Source organism: Neorhizobium tomejilense, assembly GCF_964254135.1.
GTDB classification, from domain to species: Bacteria; Pseudomonadota; Alphaproteobacteria; order Rhizobiales; family Rhizobiaceae; genus Neorhizobium; species Neorhizobium tomejilense.
Genome location: NZ_CAXUSO020000001.1, coordinates 2,419,386 through 2,437,375 on the forward strand (window position 1 = coordinate 2,419,386; position 17,990 = coordinate 2,437,375).

The 17,990-nt window shown below is 63.0% G+C and carries 20 protein-coding genes; 14 read left to right on the forward strand and 6 right to left on the reverse strand.

What is annotated here, in order from left to right:
• Nucleotides 1-161 precede the first annotated feature (161 nt).
• The gene (locus ACSQ3G_RS12315; protein ID WP_436110235.1) at nt 162-1,100 is read left to right on the forward strand and encodes an endonuclease/exonuclease/phosphatase family protein; all 939 of its coding nucleotides are present in this window, start codon (nt 162-164) and stop codon (nt 1,098-1,100) included.
• Between the two features lie 9 nt (nt 1,101-1,109).
• Here ACSQ3G_RS12315 and ACSQ3G_RS12320 read toward each other — a convergent pair whose 3' ends face one another.
• Entirely contained in the window at nt 1,110-2,972 is a 1,863-nt protein-coding gene (locus tag ACSQ3G_RS12320) for an ABC transporter ATP-binding protein (protein ID WP_436110236.1), read from the reverse strand.
• Between the two features lie 154 nt (nt 2,973-3,126).
• Here ACSQ3G_RS12320 and ACSQ3G_RS12325 point away from each other — a divergent pair, with 154 nt between their 5' ends.
• Together ACSQ3G_RS12325 and ACSQ3G_RS12330 are read left to right on the forward strand one after the other, a co-directional pair.
• A complete protein-coding gene (locus ACSQ3G_RS12325; protein WP_436110237.1) occupies nt 3,127-3,387 on the forward strand; it encodes a CopG family ribbon-helix-helix protein in 261 nt (86 codons plus the stop codon).
• A complete protein-coding gene (locus tag ACSQ3G_RS12330) occupies nt 3,387-3,665 on the forward strand; it encodes a type II toxin-antitoxin system RelE/ParE family toxin (protein WP_436110238.1) in 279 nt (92 codons plus the stop codon). The genes ACSQ3G_RS12325 and ACSQ3G_RS12330 overlap by 1 nt, the downstream gene beginning before the upstream one ends.
• A 63-nt stretch (nt 3,666-3,728) precedes the next feature.
• On the opposite strand, the gene ACSQ3G_RS12335 is transcribed toward ACSQ3G_RS12330, so the two are convergent.
• Nucleotides 3,729-5,585 (reverse strand): ABC transporter ATP-binding protein, encoded by a 1,857-nt coding sequence (locus tag ACSQ3G_RS12335; protein ID WP_436110239.1) that lies wholly within the window; start codon nt 5,583-5,585, stop codon nt 3,729-3,731.
• Nucleotides 5,586-5,964: 379 nt separating this feature from the next.
• Here ACSQ3G_RS12335 and ACSQ3G_RS12340 point away from each other — a divergent pair, with 379 nt between their 5' ends.
• From ACSQ3G_RS12340 to ACSQ3G_RS12360, 5 genes are all read left to right on the forward strand, one after another.
• The gene (locus ACSQ3G_RS12340; RefSeq protein WP_046668685.1) at nt 5,965-6,444 is read left to right on the forward strand and encodes a tRNA (cytidine(34)-2'-O)-methyltransferase; all 480 of its coding nucleotides are present in this window, start codon (nt 5,965-5,967) and stop codon (nt 6,442-6,444) included.
• A 71-nt stretch (nt 6,445-6,515) separates the two neighbouring features.
• Nucleotides 6,516-6,992, forward strand: a complete 477-nt coding sequence (gene soxR / locus ACSQ3G_RS12345) for a redox-sensitive transcriptional activator SoxR (RefSeq protein WP_436111710.1) — start codon at nt 6,516-6,518, stop codon at nt 6,990-6,992.
• A gap of 61 nt (nt 6,993-7,053) precedes the next feature.
• Complete coding sequence (locus ACSQ3G_RS12350) at nt 7,054-7,350, forward strand: type II toxin-antitoxin system RelE/ParE family toxin (RefSeq protein ID WP_436110240.1); 297 nt, start codon at nt 7,054-7,056, stop codon at nt 7,348-7,350.
• A 3-nt stretch (nt 7,351-7,353) separates the two neighbouring features.
• Nucleotides 7,354-7,656, forward strand: a complete 303-nt coding sequence (locus ACSQ3G_RS12355) for an addiction module antidote protein (RefSeq protein WP_436110241.1) — start codon at nt 7,354-7,356, stop codon at nt 7,654-7,656.
• Between the two features lie 97 nt (nt 7,657-7,753).
• A complete protein-coding gene (locus ACSQ3G_RS12360; protein WP_436110242.1) occupies nt 7,754-8,254 on the forward strand; it encodes a hypothetical protein in 501 nt (166 codons plus the stop codon).
• 9 nt (nt 8,255-8,263) lie between these two features.
• On the opposite strand, the gene ACSQ3G_RS12365 is transcribed toward ACSQ3G_RS12360, so the two are convergent.
• On the reverse strand, nt 8,264-8,521 hold the full coding sequence (locus tag ACSQ3G_RS12365; RefSeq protein WP_037076370.1) for a hypothetical protein: 258 nt from the start codon (nt 8,519-8,521) through the stop codon (nt 8,264-8,266).
• A 175-nt stretch (nt 8,522-8,696) separates the two neighbouring features.
• Here ACSQ3G_RS12365 and hemF point away from each other — a divergent pair, with 175 nt between their 5' ends.
• From hemF to ACSQ3G_RS12380, 3 genes are all read left to right on the forward strand, one after another.
• Nucleotides 8,697-9,611, forward strand: coding sequence for an oxygen-dependent coproporphyrinogen oxidase (hemF, locus tag ACSQ3G_RS12370; RefSeq protein ID WP_436110243.1), 915 nt, complete (start codon nt 8,697-8,699; stop codon nt 9,609-9,611).
• 127 nt (nt 9,612-9,738) lie between these two features.
• Complete coding sequence (locus ACSQ3G_RS12375) at nt 9,739-10,005, forward strand: hypothetical protein (protein WP_038544260.1); 267 nt, start codon at nt 9,739-9,741, stop codon at nt 10,003-10,005.
• A 104-nt stretch (nt 10,006-10,109) separates the two neighbouring features.
• Entirely contained in the window at nt 10,110-10,301 is a 192-nt protein-coding gene (locus ACSQ3G_RS12380; protein ID WP_037076377.1) for a DUF1059 domain-containing protein, read from the forward strand.
• Nucleotides 10,302-10,391: 90 nt separating this feature from the next.
• On the opposite strand, the gene ACSQ3G_RS12385 is transcribed toward ACSQ3G_RS12380, so the two are convergent.
• From ACSQ3G_RS12385 to ACSQ3G_RS12395, 3 genes are read right to left on the reverse strand one after another with little or no spacing between them, the layout of a single operon-like run.
• Entirely contained in the window at nt 10,392-11,654 is a 1,263-nt protein-coding gene (locus ACSQ3G_RS12385) for a CCA tRNA nucleotidyltransferase (RefSeq protein ID WP_436110244.1), read from the reverse strand.
• Nucleotides 11,651-12,286 (reverse strand): CoA pyrophosphatase, encoded by a 636-nt coding sequence (locus tag ACSQ3G_RS12390; RefSeq protein WP_436110245.1) that lies wholly within the window; start codon nt 12,284-12,286, stop codon nt 11,651-11,653. Before ACSQ3G_RS12390 ends, ACSQ3G_RS12385 begins: the two co-directional genes overlap by 4 nt.
• Complete coding sequence (locus ACSQ3G_RS12395; protein WP_105415095.1) at nt 12,283-12,906, reverse strand: DUF1285 domain-containing protein; 624 nt, start codon at nt 12,904-12,906, stop codon at nt 12,283-12,285. The genes ACSQ3G_RS12390 and ACSQ3G_RS12395 overlap by 4 nt, the downstream gene beginning before the upstream one ends.
• 235 nt (nt 12,907-13,141) lie before the next feature.
• On the opposite strand from ACSQ3G_RS12395, the gene ACSQ3G_RS12400 reads away from it, so the two are divergent.
• Genes ACSQ3G_RS12400 through ACSQ3G_RS12410 form a run of 3 tightly spaced genes read left to right on the forward strand, consistent with a single transcriptional unit; the run spans nt 13,142 to nt 17,941 of the window.
• A complete protein-coding gene (locus tag ACSQ3G_RS12400; RefSeq protein ID WP_105426982.1) occupies nt 13,142-14,155 on the forward strand; it encodes an AAA family ATPase in 1,014 nt (337 codons plus the stop codon).
• A 25-nt stretch (nt 14,156-14,180) separates the two neighbouring features.
• A complete protein-coding gene (locus ACSQ3G_RS12405) occupies nt 14,181-15,104 on the forward strand; it encodes a DUF58 domain-containing protein (protein ID WP_037076391.1) in 924 nt (307 codons plus the stop codon).
• The gene (locus ACSQ3G_RS12410) at nt 15,101-17,941 is read left to right on the forward strand and encodes a DUF4159 domain-containing protein (RefSeq protein WP_436110246.1); all 2,841 of its coding nucleotides are present in this window, start codon (nt 15,101-15,103) and stop codon (nt 17,939-17,941) included. The genes ACSQ3G_RS12405 and ACSQ3G_RS12410 overlap by 4 nt, the downstream gene beginning before the upstream one ends.
• Nucleotides 17,942-17,990: the final 49 nt, after the last annotated feature.

Here is a 17,990-nt window from a genome sequence, read left to right on the forward strand (position 1 = left end):
CACTGGCCTGTTGGGCCTGGAAAAATCAGGCGTTTTTCTAGCGAAACAGCGAGGATGGAGCACTTCCCGTTAACTCCCCTGCCGGGCACCGCATTGCAACAAATCGGGCCTCATGTTAGGCCAAGCCCACGACAGAAGGCGGCCGTCCCGGATAGACCCGAATGAGACAAACACTATCGGTTGCCATCTGCGTCATCGTGTCGCTTGTGCTGATGGCGATCGGGACGCGTTACATACACCCCCACTGGCTTTTGGGAACGCTTTACAGCCTGCAGCTGCACGCGGCACTCGGCTGCGTCGCGGCCATGGTCGTAGCCCTTCTCGTCAAGCGCCACTTCCTGGTCTGGCTGCTGTTCGCCGCCACGCTCCTCTTTGTCGGCCACGCGGTACTGATGAGCCGCGACTTCGCCGCGCCGATGACACCGGCAGAGGGGAATGCACCGACCATCAAGCTGATGTCCTTCAACATCCTCAACGACAATTTCGCCAATGCCGAAGACATCGTCGAAACGATCCGGTCGTCCGGCGCCGACCTGGTCAACATCATGGAAGCCGCCCCGCTCAGGGTCTATATGGGCGAGCTGGCGAAAACCTATCCCTACCGGGTGGGCTGCGGCCTGCTGATCGAGGATTGCGACCAGCTCATGTTATCGAAGGTGCCGATCGAAGCGCCGACGGTACAATCGCTCAGCGAGATCTTTCCGGATCGCTTCATCCTCGCCAAGGTGACCGTCCGCGGCCAAACGATCCATTTCGTCGGCATGCATACGACCAAGCCGTATTTCGACAATTTCCACTCCGTGGAACTGACCCGCGCTGCTCTCGCAATCAGCGAGACGAGCGGTCCTCTGCTGCTCTCGGGCGATTTCAACGCCTCGAGCCTGGCGCCGAACATGCGCCGGTTCCTCCGCAATGCCGACCTGGCGACTGCCGGCTTCGAGCCCGCCACCTGGCCGATCCGGGCGGGTGCGTTCGGCGTGCCGATCGACCATGTCTATGCGCGGGCGCCGCTCAAGATAAAGTCGCTGACCCGCATTCCCCAACCGCACGGCTCCAACCACTTCGGGCTGATCGCCGAGATCGCCGTTACCGGACAGTGAGCCGCAGCGCTATTGGGCTGCGTCCGCGGCAAGGAAACCGCCGGACTGCCTTGCCCAGAGCTCCGAATAGAGCCCTCCCCGCGCAATCAGTTCGTTGTGCGTGCCGTCCTCGATGATCCGGCCCTTGTCCATGACGATGAGGCGATCGAGGGCTGCGATCGTCGAGAGCCGGTGGGCGATGGCAAGCACGGTCTTGCCCTGCATCAGCCGCTTCAGGTTCGACTGGATCGCCGCTTCCACCTCCGAGTCGAGTGCCGAGGTGGCCTCGTCGAGCACCAGGATCGGCGCATCCTTGATCATCACGCGGGCGATCGCCACGCGCTGGCGCTGGCCGCCGGAAAGCTTGACGCCGCGCTCGCCCACATGCGCGTCGAAACCCTTGCGGCCGCGCTGGTCTTCGAGAGCCGCGATGAACGTGTCGGCTTCAGCCTTGCGCGCCGCCTCAACGAGCTGCGCCTCCGTCGCATCCGGCCGGCCGAACAGGATATTGTCGCGGATCGAACGGTGCAGCAGCGAGGTATCCTGCGTCACCATGCCGATCTGGGCGCGCAGCGATTCCTGTGTCGCCCTGGCGATATCCTGCCCGTCGATCAGGATGCGGCCACCTTCGAGATCGTAGAACCGCAGGAGCAGGTTGACGAGGGTCGACTTGCCGGCGCCGGAACGCCCGACGATGCCGAGCTTCTCGCCCGGCCGGATGGTGAGCGACAGACTATCGATGACGCCCTTCGCCTTGCCGTAGTGAAAACTGACGTTCTCGAAGCGGATTTCCGGGCGTTTTACCACCAGCTGCGTTGCATCAGGCGCATCCACCAGTCCGATCGGCTGCGAGATCAGCTCGGCCGAATTCTGGATGGTGCCGATATTGCGCATGATCCCGTTGAGCTGCGTCATCAGCCGGCCGAGCAGGAAGTTCAGCCGCAGCATCAGCGCCATCGTGAAGGCGACCGCACCCGATGAGATCAAGCCGGAGAGCCACAGATGCACGCTCATCGCCGCCATGGTGACGATCATCGTGCCGGAGAGGAAGGCCATGGAGGCGCGCACGCTGGTCAACAGCCGCGTGAACGCGATGATCTTGTCTTGAAAGCTCTCGAAACCCGACAGCATGTAGCGGTCGTTCGCCTCGTCGCGGCCGAACAGCCGAAGCGTCTGGATGTTCGAATAGGCGTCGACCATGCGGCCGCTGATCATCGACCCGGCCTCGGCCGAGGCCTTGGAGTGTTCGCGAATGCGCGGCACGTAATATCTGGCGAGCACCGCGAATATCGAAAGCCATGCGACGACGACCACGGCCAGCCGCCAGTCGAGCCCGGCAACCAGCGCGATGGTCGAGACGGAATAGATGCCGACGAACCAGACGCTTTCCATGAAGGAGGTCAGAACGTCGCCGGTCGCCTGGCCGGCCGACCAGACTTTCGTGACGATGCGGCCGGAGAAGTCGTTCTGGAAGAAGGAGAGCGACTGGCGCGATACGTGGATATACGACTGCCAGCGCACCAGGTTGTAGAAACCGGGCGTGATGATCTGCTGGTCGACCAGCGCCGTCATCAGCCCGATCAGGAAGCGGCCGATGCCGACCACCAGCGCCATGACCACCAGTTCGGTCCCGTGGTCGGCAAGCAACCCCGACCATCCCTCGAAAGGTTGGGTCGTGTCGAGGATATCAACCAGCCGGCCGACATACCAGAACATCGCCGCCTCGACGCCGGCGGCAAGCCCGCCGAGCACCAGCATGGCGAAGAAGGGAAGCTTTGCCTGGCGGACATAGAACCAGATGAAGCCGACAAGGCCGACGGGTGGCTTCAGGTCGTCCCGCCTCGCAAACGGCTTGATAAAGCTCTCGAAGGTGCGGAAGACCGTTTTCAACATGGACCGGATATAGGCGGATTCTCAAGCCCGGCAAAGCAAAAGCGGCCGGGCCGCGGCTTACATTTTCTTAATGTGGAAGCCCTGCTGGGCGGACCTTCGCGCCCATTGGACATAATCAATATCAATCATTATGATTGCCCCAAAGGAGTTCCCAATGGAAACCCGTGTTCTGACTGCACATGTGCCGGTTCAGCTGGCTGAGAAAGTGGACGAACTGGCGACCCGCCTGGAACGTTCAAGGGGCTGGATCGTCAAGCAGGCACTCGCCGACTGGATCGAGCTGGAAGAGGAGCGGCGGCGGCTGACGCTGGAGGCAATGGCGGACGTCGATCAGGGAAACGTGGTCGATCAGGAGGAGATCGAAAAGTGGGCTGCCAGCTTAGGCACTGACAAGCCCCTGCCCCGTCCCCTGTAATGGACCTGAAGTGGTCGTCAAAAGCGGTGTCCGATCTCAACCGCCTTCATGATTTTCTGGTTGTGGTGAACGCACCCGCGGCGGCCCGCACGGCTCAAAACCTGGCTGCAGCACCCAGGAAACTCATCCAGCATCCGCGGCTTGGTGAAAGGCTGGATGAGTTCGCGCCGCGTGAAATCCGACGACTTTTGATTGGTGACTACGAGTTTCGATACGAGATACAGGGCGAGATGATTTTTCTTCTCCGTATCTGGCACACCCGCGAAAACCGAATTTGAATTCTGCGGAAGCATGCCCTGGAATACCGACCTTAGAGCCAGAGAAAGGGATGGCGGCGGAGCTTACTCCGCCGCCTCTTCCTCGATCACGTCCTCATGGCCGATGAAGCCGCCGGACTGGCGGTTCCAGAGGTCGGCATAGATGCCGCCGGTCGCGACCAGCTCGCGGTGCGTGCCGGCCTCGATGATCCGGCCGCGATCGAGCACGATCAGCCGGTCCATTTCGGTCAGCGTCGACAGCCGGTGGGCAATCGCGATCACCGTCTTGCCCTCCATCAGCGCGAACAGGTTCTCCTGGATCGCCGCTTCGACTTCCGAGTCGAGTGCCGAAGTCGCCTCGTCGAGCACCAGGATCGGCGCGTCCTTCAGGAAGACGCGGGCGATCGCGATGCGCTGCCGTTGCCCGCCGGAAAGCTTCACGCCTCGTTCGCCCACATGCGCATCGAGACCCTTGCGTCCCTGCATGTCGGCAAGTCCGTCGATGAACTCCCAGGCGTTTGCCCGCTTCGCCGCCTCGATAATGTCCGCGTCGGTCGCGTCCGGCTTGCCGTAGGCGATGTTGTCGCGGATCGAGCGGTGCAGCAGCGAGGTATCCTGGGTGACCACGCCGATCAGCGAACGCAAGCTGTCCTGTGTCACCGTCGATATGTCCTGGCCATCGATGGTGATGCCGCCGTCCTCCAGATCGTAGAAGCGCAACAGCAGGTTCATCAGCGTCGTCTTGCCGGCACCGGAGCGGCCGACCAGACCGACCTTCTGTCCGGCCGGGATATCGAGCGTCATGCCTTCGATGACGCCCTTGCCCTTGCCGTAGTGGAAGTGGACGTTGTCGTAGCGGATGTGGCCCTTTTTCGCGGTGAGCGTCGAAGCGCCCTTCTGGTCCACCACGTCATGCGCCTTGGTCATCATCGACATGCCGTCATAGACGGTGCCGATGTTTTCGAAGAGCGCCGACACTTCCCACATCACCCATTGCGACATGCCGTTGATGCGCATCGCAAGGCCGATGGCGATCGCGATCGCCCCGATCGAGATGGCGCTGTCCAGCCAGAACCAGATCGACAACGTGCCGACGGTAAAGAGGGCGGCACAGTTGTAGAAATAGACCAGCGCCTGGAAACCCGTCACCTTGCGCATCTGCGCATGTACGGTTTTCAGGAATACGTCCATCGCGTCTTGCGCATAGGCCTCTTCCCTTCCCGCATGCGAGAAGAGCTTGACGGTCGCGATGTTCGTATAGCTGTCCACGACGCGACCGGTCATCATCGAGCGCGCATCCGCCTGTTCCGCCGAAATCTTCCTCAGACGCGGCACGTAATAGGCGACCGTGATCGAGTAGAAGACGATCCAGAGGACGAGCGGCACCGCAAGGCGCAGGTCGGCCGCCGCGACGATGGCGATCATCGAGACGAAATAGGTGAAGACGTAGACGAACACGTCGAGCACCTTCATCACCGTTTCGCGGATGGCGAGCGAGGTCTGCATCACCTTGGTCGAGACGCGGCCGGCAAACTCGTTGGCGAAGAACGTCATCGAGTGCCTGAGCAGGAACCGGTGCATCTGCCAGCGGGCGATCATCGGGAAATTGCCCATCAGGATCTGATGCATGATCAGCGAATTGAGGGTCGCGATCGCCGGCAATGCGATCAGCACCACGAAGGCCATGAAGAATAGTTTCGGCCCTTCGCTTTCAAGGAAGGTCGCCCGATCGGCATTGGTCAGCCAGTCGACGATATCGCCGAGGAACTGGAACAGCGCCACTTCGCCGACAGCAATCAGCATCGTACAGGTCGACATGATGACGACCCACGGCCAGACCGGCTTGGTATAGTGCCACAGGAAGGCCGCAAGGCCGGCGGGCGGTAGTGAGGGCGCTTCGTCCGGATAGGGATCAACGCGCCGTTCGAACCACGAGAACATGAAAAAAGCTCCGTAAGTCGGATGCCGCACCGGTTCAGCACGCAAGGCGGCCGGAACCGGACGACGTAAACCTGGATAGCGAGGCCGGATGTCGGCCGCGTAACGAGTGAGGAAAGAAAGAGTTTGCGAGAAACCGCGAAACGCCTAGGCCAGAGACAGAGAAATCCGGCAGCGGAGGCGCGAGAGCACGGTCATATCCATGTGGGCCTCCTTGAGTGGGCGTTGAGTTGCGCGTTTCTTGTAGCCTCTCGGGCATCAATTGAAAAGGGCAAATCGCCGTATCTCGCCACCCTGAGCTTTTCTGTTGCCCGATCGTCACAGCCATGCCGCGCATCGAAAGGGCTTGAGCCGCAGCCTCGGTTTCCCGTAAGGACGGTGCATGAGTGACATCTCCCGCGGGCTCCGCATCGCCCTTTACCAGCCGGATATTCCCGGCAATACCGGCACGATCCTCCGGCTCGCCGCCTGCCTCGGCCTGTCGGTCGATATCATCGAGCCGGCTGGCTTCGACATTTCCGACCGCAACCTGAAGCGCTCCGGCATGGACTATCTGGCGGGCGTCACGCTTGCCCGCCACGTCAACTGGCAGCGCTTCGACGAATGGCGCAAGGCGAACGGCCGGCGCGTCGTGCTTGCCTCCACCAAGGCCGCCCTGCCCTATACCCGCTTCGAATTCCAGCCGGACGACATCCTGCTCTTCGGCCGCGAAAGCGCCGGCGTGCCTGATCATGTGCATGAGGCGGCCGACGCCCGCATCCTCATCCCCATGGTCGAAGGCCAGCGGTCCATCAACGTCGCCATGTCGGCAGCAATGATCGCCGGCGAGGCGCTGCGGCAGAACGATTTTCGTCTTCATTGAACCGGGCTCCGGTTTTCTTTCACGAAGCCTCTGCTATAAAACCTCAAGTTATATTGAGGTCAACAGCGATGATGAAGAAAAATCCGGGCGGGCGGCTGGAGCTTGAACTGACGGTCGGGGAAGTCGCGACCCGCAGCGGCGTGGCGGTGTCCACCCTGCATTTCTACGAGACCAAGGGCCTGATCCAGAGCCGCCGCAACCGCGGCAACCAGCGCCGTTATCCGCGCGTCGTGCTGCGCCGGGTCGCGGTCATCAAGGTGGCCCAAAAGACCGGCATACCGCTTGCCGACATCGCCGAGGCGCTTTCTGTCCTGCCCCACGACCGGCCCCTGACGGCAAAGGACTGGCAGCGCCTTTCGGAAACCTGGAAACGCCAGCTCGATGCGCGGATCGCCAGCCTCACGGCGCTCCGCGACCACCTGACCGGCTGCATCGGCTGCGGCTGCCTGTCGATGGAGGATTGCCCGCTCAGGAACCCGCTCGACATGCTCGGCGAAAAGGGTGCGGGACCGATCTTGCTGGAAGCGGAAGAAGAGAATCTCGATTGATTGCACGGATAGGTTTAGTCTAAATTGATTGCGAAAATGCACTCCATAGAGTACAGTTCGGATGTTCACGATTTACTCGACCAAAGTCTTTGATGACTGGCTAGACGACCTCCGAGACAGGCGTGCCGCAATCAGAATCTTCGGTCGAATCGCCCGCGCTGAAGAAGGCAATCTTGGTGACATCAAATCCGTCGGCGAAGGCATCAGCGAGATGCGGATCCATTATGGTCCCGGATATCGCATCTACTTCAGCCGAGGAGGTGACATCGTTGTCCTGCTACTTTGCGGTGGCGACAAAAGCAGCCAGGTCAAGGACATTGCCGAAGCGAAACGCCTTGCCAAGGAATGGAAGGAATAGCCAATGGCTTTGGAAGTGCGCCGGTTCGATATCGCCGAACATTTGAACAGTGATGGGGATATCGAGGAATTCATGGTCGCCGCATTCGAAGACGGCGACCCCGCCTTCATCGCCAAATGCCTAGGGATCGTCGCAAGAGCCCAGAACATGAGCAAGCTTGCCCGCGATGTCGGCATGAGCCGTGCCGCTCTTTACAAGGCCCTAAGCGGCGAAGGAAATCCGGAATTCGCGACGATCCTGAAGGTGATGAAAGCCCTCGGCCTCGAACTCACGCCGGTTCTCGCCAAGGCTGAGAATGCCGCTTGAGTCTTCGGTACCAGCAGCCTCCGTCTCCGTTTAGCATCTTTTGAAAAACAGCTGCCAAACCGATCGAGGCCCATGGGCCGAACCTCGGAGATCGCATATGTTTCCGCAATGGCGCTTCGTTCATCCGAAAGCCACAAACGCCAAGCCCTCAAGGACCTCGATGCGCAATTTCCGCACTCTGCTTTGTTACCCAATGACTGTTGCCGCTCTTGCCCTGATGGCTTTGTCCGTCCGCGCCCAGGAGGCCGAGCATTATACTGCGGTCAGCAAGACGGCGATGAGCGTCACCGGCGACGTCTGGCTGGACGATTTCAGCATCACCTTCGAGAACGAAGAATCCCTCGAATTCTCCGACCTCGTTGCCGATAATTTCCGGGTGGATGGCAGGCGGGTGCCAGCATCGGTCTATCGCGTCGCGAAACCGGCCGATCCGGAACTTGAAAACGGCAACCAGCTCTGCGGATCGGGCGACGTGACCTATGTCGCCAACTGGGCGTCCGGCAAGGGAATGTCGGCGATCGCCGTGTTTACGGGGCGAAATCCACCGAAGAGCAGCGCCGAAATGTGCGCGCTCTACACCTACGAAGATCCGCAATAATGGATCGGATCAATCCGCAGTCGGCAGCCGTCGCATCGTGAATTCGATCTGGTCGCCTTCGAGCTGGCGCCAGCTTTCCACTTCGGTCCAATAGGCGGCCTTCGGAAATTCGTGAAACCACTCGCGCGCCTTCTCGCGCGCTTCTTCACGTGAGAGCTGAAATGTCTGCCGCACGAACATGCCCTGGCGCTCGCCGGCTTTTTCCTGCCGGTGGCGGTCGATCCTGCGCTTCAGCCCGTCGAGCGGCGGGGGTGTGAACTTTGCCATGAAAGCCTCTGATCAGCACCTGTTTATGCGGTAAAGATAGTGCCGGGCGACACGCTTTGCGAGTCTCATTTTCCACCCGCGACAATCGATGGAATGGTTCGCGAAAGCCAGAAATGCTAATTCCCGATCGGAAAAATGCGAGTCGCGCCAAGGGGATGGCGAGAGGAATAGAGATATGGAACGGCCGGTACTGCCCAACGGGCTGCCCGAGGACATCGAAGACAAGAAGGTGGCTGCGAAAGCCTGGTTCGAGAGCCTGCGCGACACGATCTGCGCGTCGCTGGAAGGCCTCGAGGCCGAGCTGACCGGCCCCCTCTCGGATCAGGAGCCCGGCCGCTTCAAACCCAAGGACTGGCTGCGCGATGGCGGAGCGGGCGGCGGCGGACGAATGTCGATGATGGAAGGCCGCGTCTTCGAGAAGGTCGGCGTCCACACATCGACCGTCCACGGCGAGTTTTCCGCCGATTTCCGCAGCCAGATGCCGGGTGCCGAGGAAGACCCACGCTTCTGGGCGTCGGGCATTTCGCTGATCGCACATCCGATCAATCCCAATGTGCCGACCGTCCACATGAATACCCGCATGGTGGTGACGTCGAGCCAGTGGTTCGGCGGCGGCGCCGATCTCACCCCGGTTCTCGACCGGCGCCGCACCCAGACGGATCCCGACAGCGCCCTCTTCCACCGGGTCATGGAGATCACCTGCAAGCGCCACGAGGCGGTCGCCGACTATGATCGTTACAAGGCCTGGTGCGACGAGTATTTTTTCCTGAAGCACCGCAACGAACCGCGCGGCGTCGGCGGCATTTTCTTCGACTGGCTGCATCCGGTCGCGGAAAAAGGCGGCTGGGATGCGGATTTCGCGTTTGTGCAGGATGTCGGGCGCGCCTTCAACCTCGTCTATCCGCGGATCGTCCGGGCCAACTTCAACAAGCCCTGGACGGAACATGATCGCGACGAACAGCTGATCCGTCGCGGCCGCTATGTCGAGTTCAACCTGCTCTACGACCGTGGCACTATTTTCGGGTTGAAGACCGGCGGCAATGTCGAGTCCATCCTCTCGTCACTGCCTCCGGTTGTAAGGTGGCCTTAGATCGAGAACCACAAAGTTAACGATATCGGGTATAAACCGGCCCTAATATCTCATCCTTAACAAATGCGATATCGGAATCAGCGCGATGGTGGTAGCGTCCCTTTGGTTGTACCGGAGGAGGATCGCCATGATGGCACCGAATAGCATGCCCATGCCGGAAGCGTCTAAGGACAAGGACTTCCGTTCCCTTGATACCGCTGAAATGATCGACCGCCTCGCGACGGAGATGCGCGCGAGAACTGGCGGAGAACTCCCCCATTCCTTTTATGTGGACCAGGTAAGGCGCCAGCTTGCCGGCAAGTCGGTTGCCATGTCGGCCGCCAACACCGAGACGGCGCGGGAAAAGGGTAAGGAAGAGGCTTCCGTTTTCCACGCCTGGGCGTTTTCCGAATAGGCATCGGGAACAGCGTCGTCGCTTTCGAGTTATCGGGATTGGGGCCGGCGGATATGAGGAGCTGTCCGCCCGCCTCCAGTCCGACGACAATAGGAGGAAGTATCATGCGACTGTTCGAATGCGGTACGCTCGTCCCCGGTTGCCAATGGCATACCCGGGCCGATGAAGACGCCGAAGTGGTTCGCCGCGCCGTGGAACATCTTCGCACTGTCCATGGCGAAGAGATCATCCGCGAAAACATGGTCGAGAACATCAAGGCACGCATTCGCGACGAAAACGGAGCGGCGGCGGCCTGACGCCCGGCGCGACCGAAGTCGGTCATCCGCATCGGAGTGGCTGTATCTGATTTCGAAACACCCGATGTCAGAGCGGCGATACGCCTGATGTCAGAGTGATCTGCGGATCATATCCTCCAGCCGGGCGGTCAGCGCCGCCCGGTCGGGAGCGAAATTGCGCTCGACCCAGAAATCTTCCAATTCCTTCAGGATTTCGCCGACACGTTTTCCGGCCGGCACGCCGGCTGCGACGATATCGGCACCACTGAGCGGAAAGACCGGCTTCTCGTAGTTCTCCGCCCTCTTCAGCAATACCGACAGCCGCGCGGACTTGCGCATCGCCGCCGGATCGCCTTCGGCCGCGGTTCGCGCAGAGGCAAGTGCGAGTTTTAGCCGCATGACCAGCCCCTCCGCGCCTTGCCGGTAGAGCAGCCGGGCGAACCCGACATCCGTCACTTCGTCCGGCGGCACCGGCGCATTCGCCCAGGCTGCAAGCTTGGCAGCCTCCGCATTCGACATCTTCAGCCGCTTCGCCAGTGCATCCAGCCGCTCGACATCCGGCGGCACGATCGCCGCCAGCCGCAATATCGGATCGGGCGTCCAGCCGAGCGACTTCTCGGCCGACACGAGGCCGTGAATGCCGTCGATACCCCACTTTTCCGTCTCGGGCAGGATTTCGGTGAGCACGCCGGCCTGCCGCATCCACAGCAGCGCACGGGAAGGATCGGCGGCGGACAGGAGTTTCTTGGTTTCCGCCCAGACCCGCTCGGCCGACAGCGTCGAGAGCTTGTCCTTGGCGCGGGCGCAGGCCCTCAGGCCATCCGCATCCGGCCGGCCGGAACCGTAATGCGCAAAAAAGCGGAAGAAGCGCAGGATGCGCAGGTAGTCCTCGGCGATCCGCTCGGCCGCATCGCCAATGAAGCGGATGGTGCGCGTGTCGATATCCGGCAATCCGTTCACAAGGTCGATCACAACGCCTTGAGCGTCCGCATAAAGTGCGTTGATCGTCAGGTCCCGTCGTTCCGCATCCGTCTGCCAGTCGGTGCCGAAAGCGACCTTGGCCCGCCGCCCGTCGGTCTCGATATCACGACGCAACGTGGTGACTTCGAAGCCGTGGCCTCCGATGACCAGCGTCACCGTACCGTGCTCGAATCCGGTCGGCACGGCCTTGATCCCGCCGGCGACCGCCCGCTCGACGACCTTTTCCGGACGAAGTGTGGTGGCGACGTCAACATCGGCGACGGGAAGCCCCATCAGCGCATTGCGCACCGCGCCGCCCGCCACCCGCGCCTCGCCGCCGTCGGCATTGAGCAGGGTCAGGATGCGCTGCAGCGCCGGGTCCTGGAACCAGGCCTCGTCGGCTACACTGGTCATGCATAAAGCCTTTCATAGAGCGTACGCAGAATGCCCGCGGTAATGCCCCAGATGTTTCGTTCCTCGTAGGGCATCACGTAGAAATGCCGCTCCTTGCCGTCCCATTCGCGGCTGCCGCGCTGGTGGTTCGCCTCGTTCATCAGGAAGGACAACGGCACCTCGAAAACGTCGTCCACCTCGGCCGGATTGGGTGTGATCTCGAAGCCGCGCCTGACCACGGAGAGCACCGGCGTGATGCGGAAACCGGTCGCCGCGTAATAGGTCGGCAGGCGCGACAGCGTTTCGACGAAGGAACGGTCGAGGCCGATCTCTTCTTCCGCCTCGCGCAGCGCCGCCTGTTCCGGGGACCGATCCTGCGGATCGATCCCGCCGCCCGGAAAGGCGATCTGCCCGGAATGCTTGCGCATCGTCGATGTCCGCTGCGTCAGGATCACCTTGGCCCCATCGCAATCATCGACCACAGGAACCAGCACCGCCGCGTCCTTCAGCTTCAGCCCCGCGGCGAAATCCACCAGCGTCGGATTGAGCAGATGGTCGCCGTGATCGCGCCAGGCGTGATCGATCGGCCCGCCGTTCTGGTTCAGCGCCCGGCGACGGAAATCGCCGGCCGAAAAGATGGGAAAGTCACTCATTGCGATAAGGCGTCCAATTCGGCCTTGGGCATCACGGGAAAGACCTCCGTTCCGGAGCGGACGGAGAACATCGGCACCCCGTCTATCACGATCGCCTCGCCCAGTTCCACGAGATCGTACATGACCGCGCGGGAAACGAGCGCCTCCAGCCGGCCGCGCACCAGGAGATAGGGTTTCAGCTCCCGATTTTCGCCCGAGATTTCGAAGCGCAAGGGATGTTCCGCGCTTGCCTCGACCACATCACCGACATTTGTCCTGAACGTGAGCACCTGCCGGCCTTCACGCTGCGTCACCTGCATCTCGACGGCGAGGAAGGGTGCGTCCACGACCCGGATGCCGACTTTTTCCACAGGTGTTACGAGGTAGGTCCTGCCGTCCTCGTCCCTGCGCAGCACCGTTGAAAACAGCCGCACCAGCGGTGCGCGGCCGATCGGGGTGCCCATGTAGAACCAGGTGCCGTCGGCACGGATTTCCATGTCGATATCGCCGCAGAAGGGTGGATTCCACTTGTCGACAGGGGGCAGGCCGCGCTTTCCGTCGCCGGTTTGCTCGGAAGCGCGCGAAATCAGGGCCGCAAGCCCTGCGGCATCGGGTGCCGAATTTATCGTTTGCGCTGCCATCTTTCAGTCCCGGTTCGACCTTAAGCATTCACCAAAGCAATTGTTCCTCACGAGATAGTCATTCAATACGTGCTTGTCAGCCATATTTCGGGGAATAAGTTTGATCGGATAAGCCGGATGCTGCGATGCAGCGATTCGATGCCGGGATATGAAGAGCCCGGCCTTGGAAAGCCAGTCGGTTTCTGAGTACCTGCCGGTTCTGGATGCCAGCCAGTTTTGGATGATGGAGAACGACATGGGCCTGATGAATTCCACCGATACCGTCCTCGATGAGAAAGCCATCATCGCCGCGGCCGAAATGGCACTTTCCGACATCGCCGCCATCCGCACCGAAGTCGCCAAGGTGATCTTCGGTCAGGAAAAGGTGGTCGAGAACACGCTGCTGGCCGTCCTGTCCGGTGGCCATGCGCTGCTCGTCGGCGTCCCCGGCCTTGCCAAGACCAAGCTCGTCACCACGCTCGGCACCGTGCTCGGTCTCGGTGCCAACCGCATCCAGTTCACCCCCGACCTGATGCCCTCCGACATTCTCGGCTCGGAAGTGATGGATACGGACGATGCCGGCCGCCGCTCCTTCCGCTTCATCAAGGGCCCGGTCTTCGCCCAGCTGCTGATGGCCGACGAAATCAACCGCGCCTCGCCGCGCACCCAGTCGGCACTGCTGCAGTCCATGCAGGAATACCATATCACGGTCGCCGGCCAGCGTTACGATCTGCCCGCCCCCTTCCATGTGCTCGCGACCCAGAACCCGCTGGAGCAGGAAGGCACCTATCCGCTGCCGGAAGCGCAGCTCGACCGCTTCCTGCTGCAGGTCGACGTGCTTTATCCGGAACTCGCCGCCGAGCGGCAGATCCTGCTCGAAACCACCGGCCTTTCGGAATCCAAGGCGCGCGGCGTCATCGACTCCGCCCGCCTTCAGGAAATCCAGGTGCTGATCCGCCAGATGCCGGTCAGCGACAAGGTGGTCGATGCGATCCTGTCGCTGGTGCGCTCCGCCCGCCCCGGCCACGGCAATGCCCATACGGACAAGCACGTCGCCTGGGGTCCCGGCCCGCGCGCCGGCCAGTCGCTGATGCTGACGGCCCGTGCGCGTGCCCTCTACGAAGGCCGTCTGGCTCCATCGCTCGACGACGTCTATGCGCTTGCCGAACCGGTGCTCGAACACCGCATGGCGCTGACCTTTGCAGCCCGCGCCGAAGGCATGTCGGTACGCGACGTCATCGCCGGTCTGGTGAAGCAGGCCCGCGGCTAAGTCCGCCGGCTAGAAAGGAACCTGCGTGGCATCCACCATTGGCCAGATCGTAGAGCAGACACCGAGTAGCGAACTCCTCTCCCGAGCCCAGGCCCGCGCGACGCTTGTGCCGGACTGCATGGTGGAAGCAAAGCGCATCGCCAACACGGTGATCGCCGGCTGGCATGGCCGCCGCAAGCGCGGTATCGGCGAGAATTTCTGGCAGTTCCGGCCATATGCCGAAGGCGAAAGCCTGTCTCGCATCGACTGGCGGCGCTCGGCCCGCGACGACCACACCTATGTCCGCGAACGCGAATGGGAAGCCGCCCACACCGTCTGGCTCTGGGCCGACATGTCGCCGTCGATGATGTACAAGTCGACGCTCGCCATTGCCTCGAAGGAAAGCCGGGCGCTGGTGCTGATGCTGGCGCTGGCCGAAATCCTTGCCCGGTCCGGCGAGCGGATCGGCTGCCCCGGCATCATGGAGCCGGTTTCGGCCCGCAACGCCGCCGAACGGCTCGCCGCCTCGATCATGCACGCACCGTTGACCACCGGCCTGCCGGATACCGCGATGATCCGCGGCCACAGCGACATCGTGCTGATCGGCGATTTCCTCGATGACGCCGACCGGGTGATGGAACGCATCGCCCCGCTCGGACGCCGCGGCCTGCGCGGCCACGTGGTCGAGATCGCCGATCCGGCAGAGGAGACTTTCCCCTATACCGGCCGCACCGAATTCACCGATCCCGAAACCGGCGAAAAGCTCGTGTCCGGCCGCGCCGAGATGATCCGCGAGGATTACCAGCGCGCTTATTTCGCCCGCCGCGATGCGCTGGGTGAATCGCTGCGCCGCCTCGGCTGGAGTTTTGTCTTCCACCGGACCGATCATCTCGCCTCCGAGGCGCTGGTCGCCGTCCATGGTTATCTGTCCGGCTTGCCGGCGCAAAAGCCGGGCGGAGGCAGGTCATGAGCGCGCTCATTTTCGCAAATCCCGCCATTCTCTTCGGCCTGATTGCGCTGCCGGTCATCTGGTGGCTGCTGCGGCTCACCCCGCCGCGCCCGAAGGCGGAAGTCTTCCCGCCGCTCCGGATCCTGGCAACGGTCCTGAAGCGTGAGGAAACGCCCTCGAAGAGCCCCTGGTGGCTGACGCTGCTGCGGATGCTGCTGGCCGCCGCCGTGATCCTGGCGATCGCCGATCCGGTCATGAACCCGCGCGCCAACTCCCTGAATGCCGGCGGCCCGCTGGTTGTCGTCGTCGACAATGGCTGGGCGACCGCGGCCGACTGGGAGCGCCGCGTCCAAACCGCCAACCTCCTGATCGATGACGCCGAAAGCGCCGACGTGCCGGTGTCGATCACCTTCACAGCCGATGCCGGCCATGAGGCCGTGCCCGGCACGGCAGCCGCTGCCCGCGACAAGCTGACGGCCGCAAGCCCCAAGCCGCTGGTTCCGGATCGCGCCCGCGCCGCCCAGGCGGTGAGAGAAGCCATGAACGGCGCCCGTCCCGGCACGCTCGCCATCCTTTCGGACGGCATGGCGGCGGCCGGCGACAACGAAGCCATGTCGACGCTCGCAGCCCTCTCGCCCGCCGAAATGCGCCTGATCGAAGGCGACGGCCACAGCGCCGTGGCGCTGACCGATGCGGTCAACAATGCCGCCGCCATGTCCGTGACCGCGACGCGCCTTTCGACCGCATCGGCGCAGCAGATGAACGTCAACGCGCTGGACGCCCAAGGGCGCGCGCTCGCCTCCGGCACGCTGCGCTTCGATGCGGGTGCAGCGACCGCCACCGCCGAGATCGCCTCGCCGTTCGAACTGCGCAACGATTTCGCCCGGCTCAACATCGACGGGCTTGCCACGGCCGGCGCGGCACACCTGCTCGACGATGGCTTCAAGCGCCGCCGCATCGCGCTTCTCGCCGGCGAAAGCGGCAGTGATTTCCAGCCGCTCCTGCAGCCGCTCTATTACATCAGCCGCGCGCTCCTGCCCTATGCGGACGTCATCCAGCCGAACACCGCCGATCTTTCGGTCGCCATCCCGCAGATCCTGCAGGGCAATCCGTCCGCCATCATCCTCGCCGATGTCGGCCGCCTGCCCTCCGAATCCTATGCGCCGCTGCAGCGATGGATCGCTCAAGGGGGCACGTTGATCCGCTTTGCTGGGCCGCGCCTTGCCGCCGCCCCCGCCGATGATCCGCTGGTGCCGGTGATCCTGCGCCAGGGCGAACGCGCGCTGGGCGGTGCCATGTCCTGGTCGGAGCCGCAGTCGCTTGCCGACTTCCCGGGCTTCGGCCCCTTCGCCGGCTTGCCGCGCGCCGCCGACATCACGGTCACCCGCCAGGTTCTCGCCGAACCGACGCCGGATCTTGCCGAACGCACCTGGGCGAGCCTTGCCGACGGAACGCCGCTCGTCACCGAAAAGGAAGTCGAGGCCGGCCGCATCGTACTCTTCCACACGAGCGCCGAAGCGACCTGGTCCAATCTGCCCCTGTCGGGCAATTTCGTCGAAATGCTCCGCCGCCTGGTGCAACTCGCCCGCGCCGGCGGCGCCGCGTCGTCCGGCTCGGGAGCAGAGGGGACCGCGGCGACGCTGGCTCCCTACCGGTTGCTCACCGCCGACGGCGTCCTCACCACGGAAACCGGAACGGCCCGACCGATCGCGATTGCCGCCAACCAGGTGCCGGTCGCAAGCTTCGACCACCCGCCCGGCCTTTACGGCACCGAGGACGGCTTCACCGCCGTCAACCTGCTGGCGCCGAAGACCGTCATTGCCCGCTTCGATCCGACCACGGCCGGCCGGCCGCTGGTGCGCGAAGGCCTCGCCGGCGGCGAAGCCGTATCGCTGCGTCCCGCCCTTTTTGCAGCCGCCCTGGCGATGCTGATCCTGGACAGCCTTGTGGTGCTCTTCATGAACGGCGCCTTCTCCCGCGTGCCTACCCGTCGCCGCGCCGCCGGCAATGCTGCGGCGGTCATCGCCGCCCTCGCCTTCGGCCTCTTCGCCTTCGTCCCGAGCCCGTCGCAAGCGCAGGAGATGCCGCCCGGCGCCGGAGCCAAGCCCGGTGACGAGCAGATCCTCGAACGGCTGGATACGACCCACCTCGCCTATGTCGTGACCGGCGAGAGGGACGTCGACAGCATTTCCGAGCAGGGTCTCGAAGGTCTCAGCCAGTTCCTCACCTACCGCACGACGCTGGAACCCGGCGCCCCGGTCGGTCTCGATATCACCAAGGACGAACTCGCCTTCTACCCGATCATCTACTGGCCGATCTCCGCCACGGCACCGATGCCCAGCCAAGCGGCGATCTCCCGGATCGACGCCTATATGCGCAACGGCGGCACGGTGCTCTTCGACACGCGCGACCAGTATTCATCGCTCGACGGCGGCGGCACCACGCCGAACGGCGAACGGCTGCAGGCGATCCTTGCCAATATCGACATCCCGCCGCTGGAGCCGACGCCGGCCGACCACGTGCTGACCCGTTCGTTCTACCTGCTCACCAATTTCCCCGGCCGCTACACCGGCAGCCCGCTTTGGGTCGAGGCGCGGCAGGAAGCCAAGAACACCGGCGCGCAGCTCTCCTCCAGCGGCGACGGCGTGACGCCGCTGCTGATCACCGGCAACGATTTTGCCGGCGCCTGGGCAGTCGACAGTCAGGGCGGGCCCGTTCTTCCCACCGTCCCCCCGGACGAGATGCAGCGCGAATACGCCTATCGCTCCGGCGTCAACATCATGATGTACATGCTGACCGGCAACTACAAAGCCGACCAGGTGCACGTCCCGGCTCTGCTTGAGCGGCTTGGGCAGTGAGGGAGGGAAACAGATGACCACCCGTCCCTCATCCGCTACCGTTCTTCGT